The organism is Pedobacter sp. HMWF019 (genome assembly GCF_003061025.1).
Classification (GTDB): Bacteria; Bacteroidota; Bacteroidia; order Sphingobacteriales; family Sphingobacteriaceae; genus Pedobacter.
The window spans coordinates 1-7,279 of sequence record NZ_QAIL01000221.1; the positions used below are offsets into that span (position 1 = coordinate 1).

At 40.9% G+C, this 7,279-nt stretch carries 8 protein-coding genes; 1 reads left to right on the forward strand and 7 read right to left on the reverse strand.

Going from position 1 to position 7,279, the window contains the following annotated elements:
* Positions 1-155: 155 nt before the first annotated feature.
* The 5 genes from DBR11_RS13270 to DBR11_RS13290 all read right to left on the reverse strand — a co-directional run bounded on the left by DBR11_RS13270 (position 156) and on the right by DBR11_RS13290 (position 4,507).
* Positions 156-1,211, reverse strand: coding sequence for a nucleoid-associated protein (locus DBR11_RS13270; protein ID WP_108553151.1), 1,056 nt, complete (start codon positions 1,209-1,211; stop codon positions 156-158).
* Between the two features lie 86 nt (positions 1,212-1,297).
* The gene (locus tag DBR11_RS13275) at positions 1,298-2,083 is read right to left on the reverse strand and encodes a TerC family protein (RefSeq protein WP_108553152.1); all 786 of its coding nucleotides are present in this window, start codon (positions 2,081-2,083) and stop codon (positions 1,298-1,300) included.
* A gap of 86 nt (positions 2,084-2,169) precedes the next feature.
* Positions 2,170-3,435 (reverse strand): hypothetical protein, encoded by a 1,266-nt coding sequence (locus DBR11_RS13280; protein ID WP_108553153.1) that lies wholly within the window; start codon positions 3,433-3,435, stop codon positions 2,170-2,172.
* A complete protein-coding gene (locus tag DBR11_RS13285; RefSeq protein WP_108553154.1) occupies positions 3,432-3,962 on the reverse strand; it encodes a hypothetical protein in 531 nt (176 codons plus the stop codon). Before DBR11_RS13285 ends, DBR11_RS13280 begins: the two co-directional genes overlap by 4 nt.
* Positions 3,959-4,507 (reverse strand): RNA polymerase sigma factor, encoded by a 549-nt coding sequence (locus DBR11_RS13290; RefSeq protein ID WP_108553155.1) that lies wholly within the window; start codon positions 4,505-4,507, stop codon positions 3,959-3,961. Before DBR11_RS13290 ends, DBR11_RS13285 begins: the two co-directional genes overlap by 4 nt.
* A gap of 96 nt (positions 4,508-4,603) precedes the next feature.
* On the opposite strand from DBR11_RS13290, the gene aspS reads away from it, so the two are divergent.
* On the forward strand, positions 4,604-6,349 hold the full coding sequence (gene aspS, locus DBR11_RS13295) for an aspartate--tRNA ligase (RefSeq protein ID WP_108553156.1): 1,746 nt from the start codon (positions 4,604-4,606) through the stop codon (positions 6,347-6,349).
* A 54-nt stretch (positions 6,350-6,403) separates the two neighbouring features.
* On the opposite strand, the gene DBR11_RS13300 is transcribed toward aspS, so the two are convergent.
* Together DBR11_RS13300 and DBR11_RS13305 are read right to left on the reverse strand one after the other, a co-directional pair.
* Positions 6,404-6,841, reverse strand: a complete 438-nt coding sequence (locus tag DBR11_RS13300; RefSeq protein ID WP_108553157.1) for a hypothetical protein — start codon at positions 6,839-6,841, stop codon at positions 6,404-6,406.
* Positions 6,828-7,202: a phage holin family protein gene (locus DBR11_RS13305; RefSeq protein WP_108553158.1), complete on the reverse strand. Its 375-nt coding sequence runs from the start codon at positions 7,200-7,202 to the stop codon at positions 6,828-6,830. The genes DBR11_RS13300 and DBR11_RS13305 overlap by 14 nt, the downstream gene beginning before the upstream one ends.
* Between the last annotated feature and the right edge of the window lie 77 nt (positions 7,203-7,279).

Genomic DNA, 7,279 nt, shown 5'->3' on the forward strand with positions numbered 1-7,279 from the left:
CGATAAGAGTGCCGAGTGAAGACGCACCAATCACTTTGAAAATAGAATTCCCGTTGGTTTTCAGACCCATAAGTTGCTAAAATATTTGGCTATAGAAATAAAGCTACAATTTATTATGAATTACAGCGAAATAGTTTAGCAATAAATGAGATAAATTATTGTTCCTCCCGAAAATAGACTTTATAATAATTCATGGACTTATCATCATCGAAACCTTTCTCAATCAGCTCTTTATTTCCATGAATATAAATATGGAAGTTCTTGTCCAGTTTCAATACGCTTTTATAATCGCGGGCCTGCTTTTTAACTGCCGCGTCTGAAATGTCAAAGCTGTCGGGGATAGCGGTATCAAATTCTTCCTCATAACTCTTTTTGTAGTTCTTAAAGGATTCGATGCCCTCCGCGTTAGCGATCACTTCGCTTGAAAATTCATCCAGATCAAAACTATCCTTTTCTTTAAAATACTTAATAGACCTGTTCAACAAATCTATTTTGTCTGCTTTGGAGATCTCAAAATCCTCGTCCAGCTTTTGGGTCACAAAATTCTTATAAACACCAAGGACATTACTGGTTTGATGGTAGTTGTCATTTCTGATCCGGAGCTTCAGGAATTCATCCTTCCAGTAAACGGCTTCTGCACTGCGATTGGTCTGATCTATTACTGCAATTTTATAGCCCTGTTCCTTTTCTGTATTGATGATCAGACACCCCTTATCCAGCTTGCTGATGTTAATCGCTTCCTGCTCATAACTCACATTAAAGCCACTGTTTTCCGGATAAACCTTCAGATAGGTCTCCTTATTCTCTGACTTAAAGATTCCAATCGCATCATGCAGTTCTCCTTCAATTTGTACATTCTCAAAATAAGCGACATACAATTCTCCTGATTTGATCTTGGGATGATTAGAGATCTCATACAGATATTTGGCCAGCTGCTGACTATTGTCGTGAAAACGCTCTCCTTTTTCAAAGATGGATTCTGCAAAATGATAAACTTCATTCAGGTTCAAATCTTCATTGGGATGAAAAAACCTGTAGATCTCATTGACTTTGCCATAAGGTCCCAGAAAATATTGCAGCAAGAGGTTCTTAAGCTGCTCATCTTCTATCACAAGGGATTGCTCCGAAAGCACATAAAATTCGTCTTCAGACTTATTACCTATCCGGTGTATAGAAAGTTCGGCCAATGAGGCTTCAGAAAATGAGATCATAATATATTTTGCCTTTTAATCGAGGGCAAAAGTACCTTTTATGATTTAAAATTTTCAATTGCACGAAATAAATTCCGGTTCACAAATTAGTCCTTCCCTTCTTTAGGTGTATCCCGGAGCTCAAGCGGCTTTTTTGAATTCCGTTTCATTCTCAGGTTCAGCATCTCTACCAACACAGAAAAAGCCATAGCAAAATAGATATACCCTTTAGGGATATGCTGATCTAAACCTTCCGCCAGCAATGACACCCCAATCAGCAATAAAAAAGACAGTGCCAGCATTTTCACTGTTGGGTGCTTGTTTACAAAATTACTGATGGCACCTGAAGAGATCATCATAATGATCACCGCGATCACCACCGCAGCAACCATGATTTCAACATGATCTGCCATACCAACGGCCGTAATAACCGAATCCAGGGAAAACACAATATCAAGCAGCAAGATCTGCACAATAACTCCATTGAACGTATATGCCTTCGCATTGGCTCCCCCTTCTTCTTCACCTTCCAGCTTCAAATGGATCTCATGGGTACTCTTATAAATGAGGAATAAGCCTCCGACAATCAGGATCAGGTCTCTACCGGATATGGCCAGTTTTTCCAACCATTCCTTACTATCAATACTGAACCAATCTCCTATATTGAACAATGTAGCGGTTAGGGTCATTACCCAGCTTAGTGACAGCAGCAAGAGTACTCTGGTGATCATTGCCAGTCCCAATCCCAGTTGGCGCGCTTTTTTTTGTTTCTCCTGCGGGAGTTTTGAAGACAGAATAGAGATAAATATGATATTGTCAATCCCTAAAACAATTTCCAGCAAGGTTAAAGTGATCAGGGAGATCCAGGTTTCGGGGTTGTTTAAAATTTCCATAGACAAACAGGTAAGTACGGTTCGCTAAGATATAAAAAAAGCCTGCTGATTCCTCAGCAAGCTATCATTTGTTTGGTTTTTAGTTATTATTTAAAAGTAACATTCCCATACGAAGATTTAATCTTTACCCGACTGGCACCCCCACCACCGATCTTACCGGTATAACTCTTATCCTGAGAGTGGTCCTCATCGCTTGCAGACCTGGCTGTGACCCCACTACCATATCTGAAAGAGGAATAACTTGTTTTTACATCCAGCTCTCCGCTGTATTTGTCGGCAAAGCCAATTCCAATATTCACATATTCTGCATCTACCGCCAGTGAACGAACATTTTCATTCACCTTTTGAATGCTGAGCTTATCGTAGGCCATATTGAAGGTTGCATCGCCAAAAAGGGTCCCTATAGTAACTCCCGTGTATTGGGTTTTAACGGTCAGACCTCCGCTGCTTCCAATATCCAAACTACCATATTGCTGCTTAATGACCGAATTTCCACGTTTAATCGCTTGTATGTTTACCTTGGTATATTGTGCATCCAGCACCAGGTTCGACACAGTTCCCAGGGTTAAGCTGGAACCATACTGCTGCTTGATCAGCGCACTCTCCTTAACCGTACCTACGTTGACATCTACATACTGTGCATCCAGGTTCAATTCAGACGCTGAGCCAATAATAAGTCCTGAACCATACTGATGTTTCACGATCCCCTTATTGATTTCCGCTACATTGGTCTTTCCGTACTGTACATTGATGTAATTATTGATGTTAGACAGATTTCCGGCAGTAAAATTGCCATATTGTAATTTTACCGACAAGGGCCCACTCTGATCGGCCATGTCTATGTTTCCATACTGCTGAGAAAGAGTCAGCGCTGAATTGGTGGGCATATATACCACATAATTGATCTTTACTTCCTTTCTTCCCCGCTTTCCATTTCTGATCCAGCTACCCCAGTTTCTGCTGCCTTCACTGATCTTTGTCCGGAAGAAAACACCATCCGAACGTTTTTCGGCTTCAATGCTTACCTCATCCAGTAGTTTTTGCGCTTCTGTGTCGCTGTTGCTGTACGCCCGGATGTCAATATCAACCTTAATTTCTTTTTTGTCCCAGTTCTTGATCAGAATAGCCCCATACTGATTGTTCAGGTTAACCTTTTCTCCACTATTTAATGGAAAGCTTCTGCTAAATGATTTCGATTTGGCACCATCATCATCCGGTTCATCATGAGGCAGGCCGGCCCTGTAGTGGATAGGTGTTATAGGTGAAACACTTGCAGTAACCCCCTCTGCCTTAACGCTGATGTGGCTGGCCAGCAGAACAATACCTGCTAAACCCATTAAAGTCCTTTTCATATTTGATTTTCCTTTTTATACTGATTTACCTGGTTAATGATCATCAATTGCTGAGTAATCACCTGCAGCTGGAGTTCCAGATTTTTGACCATCGCTCTCACTACTAATTTCTGATTCGGACTGTCTGCCAATTCTTTTTTCAATTTCTGATAATCTGCATCCATGTGCTCCATATCTTTATTAAACTTAGAATAAAGCGCTGGATTAACTTTAGATAAGACCTCCAAACTGTCCTTTTTTTCTTCGATCATACTGGCAAAACGGACCTGTTTCTTTGCATAATCAGGATTCACTTCCGCCACCATCATCGTGTTCCTTCGGCCGTAGGTAAACAGCCCCGCAGCAAATCCCACCACCAACAACACAGAAGCCGCAATCCCAATCCATAAGGTCATATTGATTGGTTTTGAAGGTTTTTTTTTGTCCAATCCTTTTTCTATTCTACTCCAAAGTTCTTCAGAGGGATCTTCTGTATCAAATGCCTTCTTGTTCTCCCTGATAAATTCCTCTAATTTTCTGCTCATCATTGACTCCTTTCTTTTTCCATTAAGCGTTGTAATTTTATTTTTGCCCGCATATACTGACTGCGGGATGTATTCTCCGAGATTTTCAGGATATGGGCAATTTCCTCATGGTCATAGCCTTCCAGCAAATACAAGCTGATCACCACCCGGTATCCGTCCGGGAGCAGTTCCATTGCTTTTTTAATTTCCTCCACTCTAGGCTGAAGTTCGCCGTTTTCTTCCTCTTCTTCTTCTGGCACATCTATTGTATCTGTACTTACAAATTCCATTTTTCTCTTACGAAGATAATTGATCGACTTGTTGATCACAATCTGTTTTAACCACAGCCCAAAAGTTGTATCCCCCCTAAAATCTGTAATTCTACTGAAAGCTTCCAAAAATGCTTCCTGCAATACATCCTCTGCTTCTGCAACATGACACAATATCCTTTGGGCAGTATTGTACATCGCCTTTGCATACAGCTTGTATAACTCAAACTGTGCTTTACGGCTGCCAAGTCTGCATTCTTGCACCAAGGCCTGATGTTTATCGATGTATAAGGTTTCCAATAGCTGCTTAATTCGTCTATATGACAACCAAACTTCAGAAACGTTGCACGGATATGAAAAATAAATGAATATTTTTACGGCCTAATTATTACAATAATGTTAAGAACAACAACTTGCGGCGCTTTAACGATTAAGAATCTAGGAGAAAATGTGGTCCTGTGTGGATGGGTACAGAAATCCAGGGACCTTGGTGGAATGACTTTTATTGACATTCGTGACCGGTACGGAATCACTCAACTGGTTTTTAATATGGACGACAACCGCGAGTTATGTGAAGCGGCCCGTAATCTGGGCCGTGAATTTGTAATTAAGGCAAGCGGTACCGTTGTTGAACGCTCTAACAAGAACGCTAAAATTCCAACTGGTGACGTAGAAATTAAAATTACAGCCCTTGAAATACTCAATGCAGCAAAACTTCCACCGTTCATGATCGATGATGAAACGGACGGTGGCGACGACCTGCGAATGAAATACCGTTATCTGGATTTGCGCAGAAATCCGGTAAGAAACAATATGGTTCTTCGTCATAAAATGGCTCAGGCCGTTCGACGTTACCTGGACGGACTGGACTTTATTGAAGTAGAAACCCCGGTATTGATTAAATCAACCCCAGAAGGTGCAAGAGACTTTGTCGTACCCAGCCGTATGAATCCTGGTGAGTTTTACGCTCTGCCACAGTCTCCGCAGACCTTTAAACAACTTCTAATGGTTTCTGGCTTTGACAGATACTTTCAGATTGTAAAATGCTTTAGAGATGAGGATTTACGCGCCGACAGGCAACCTGAATTTACCCAGATTGACTGCGAGATGTCTTTTATTGAGCAGGAAGATATTTTGAATACTTTTGAAGGGCTGATCCGGACTTTATTTAAAGAAATTAAAGGTATTGACCTTCCGGAAGTACCTAGAATGCAATATGCAGATGCTATGCGCTTGTACGGTTCAGATAAGCCGGATACGCGCTTTGAAATGCAGTTTGTGGAACTGAATGACTTAGTTAAAGGCTATAATTTTCCTGTCTTTGATCAGGCAGAACTGGTTATTGGAATCAATGCCAAAGGCTGCGCAGCCTATACACGGAAACAAGTAGATGAGCTGACCGATTTTATTAAGCGTCCTCAGATCGGTGCGACAGGGCTAATCTATTGCCGTCATAATGAAGATGGTTCGTTAAAGTCTTCCGTTGATAAGTTCTACAACGAAGACATTCTGAAAACCTGGTCCTCCGCGTTACAAACCGAGCCAGGAGATTTAATGCTGATTATGGCTGGCACGACTGACAAAGTACGCAAACAATTGAGTGAACTGAGGCTGGAAATGGGCAATAGGTTGGGACTTCGTGATAAAAACACATTCAGTGCCCTTTGGGTTCTGGATTTTCCTTTATTGGAATGGGATGAAGAAACGGAACGTTATCATGCTATGCACCACCCTTTCACCTCCCCTAAACCAGAAGACATCGCCTTATTAGATACCAAACCCGGAGAAGTAAGGGCAAATGCGTACGACATGGTGGTTAACGGAACTGAAATTGGCGGGGGGTCAATCCGAATCCATGACAGAGCCTTACAAGCCCTGATGTTTAAACACCTTGGTTTTTCTGCAGAAGAAGCACAAAAACAATTTGGTTTCCTGATGGATGCCTTTGAATATGGCGCACCTCCTCACGGTGGTATTGCCTTCGGTTTTGACCGTTTATGTTCTATTTTCGCTGGCCTGGATAGCATCCGGGACGTAATTGCCTTCCCTAAGAACAATTCTGGCAGGGACGTGATGATTGACAGTCCTTCTACTATAGACGAGAAGCAACTGACAGAGCTTAAAATAAAATCAACACTTTAAGATGATTAAGTAGTATAAAAAAAGGGAATCAAAATTTGATTCCCTTTTTTTATACTAATAGGTTTCACTGTCTGGCGGAATACCGTAATCAATAGCGGCAACTGCTTTTTCTTTTTTCTTGGTTTTAACAAACCAACCCTTTACCGTATTAAATATCGCTGACAGATGTTCTGCATCCAGTGTTTTTCCTACTTTACTGGTTGCCAACCCAACAAAAGCCTTTGTCAGAAAACCTGAGCCCCTGAACAGCGTGCTGTTCATCAAAACAGGCAGAACCATAGACATCAGTTTACTGCTGATGTTCAATTTATCATCCATTTTTACAAAAGCAGAAGGTGTAGCATATTTTCTAATCAATGCCCCAAAAGTAAACTGCTTCAAATAAAGCCGGGTATCTTCTTTTATCATATCCCCCTGCATCTGATAGGCGGCCCTTAAAACCAGGATCTCTCTTTGCAGATCTTCTATATTCTGAATATTATTTTTCCTCATCGTCCTTGTCTGCTAGTTTGGTGAAAAATTTGCGGATAGAAAAATTGATAATGGCCTTCTCTATATATTTGTCCTTTGTAAAATAAACAATGACAGCAAGAAGAATATAAATCAGAGACACACAGCCAAAACCGCGTGTATAGCTACCCAGTACATCAGAAAGAAACAAAGCCAATGTAATCGTTCCGAATAAGAAAGCCAAAACAAAGCAGATAATAACGGTTGTGGTTGTTACCAGGTCAGCAAAAGTTCTGGAAACTTTCTCTACCATATACAGTTTTGTATACTCGATTCGGTTATCTAAATAGCCCTTTGCATCTGAAATGATATCTTCAATATTTTTCTCTTTATTTTCCTGCATTACTTATAAGGTTATACAACGACTGGTTTAATTTTTGAATTTAAGCATGCTCCGTTTCATCTGCATACTCTTCTTCC

Bases quoted from the DNA above. Each gene is read 5' to 3' on its own strand.
- DBR11_RS13270 (WP_108553151.1), bottom strand. From the start codon at position 1,211: ATGATCTCATTTTCTGAAGCCTCATTGGCCGAACTTTCTATACACCGG.
- DBR11_RS13275 (WP_108553152.1), bottom strand. From the start codon at position 2,083: ATGGAAATTTTAAACAACCCCGAAACCTGGATCTCCCTGATCACTTTA.
- DBR11_RS13280 (WP_108553153.1), bottom strand. From the start codon at position 3,435: ATGAAAAGGACTTTAATGGGTTTAGCAGGTATTGTTCTGCTGGCCAGC.
- DBR11_RS13285 (WP_108553154.1), bottom strand. From the start codon at position 3,962: ATGATGAGCAGAAAATTAGAGGAATTTATCAGGGAGAACAAGAAGGCA.
- aspS (WP_108553156.1), top strand. From the start codon at position 4,604: ATGTTAAGAACAACAACTTGCGGCGCTTTAACGATTAAGAATCTAGGA.
- DBR11_RS13300 (WP_108553157.1), bottom strand. From the start codon at position 6,841: ATGAGGAAAAATAATATTCAGAATATAGAAGATCTGCAAAGAGAGATC.
- DBR11_RS13305 (WP_108553158.1), bottom strand. From the start codon at position 7,202: ATGCAGGAAAATAAAGAGAAAAATATTGAAGATATCATTTCAGATGCA.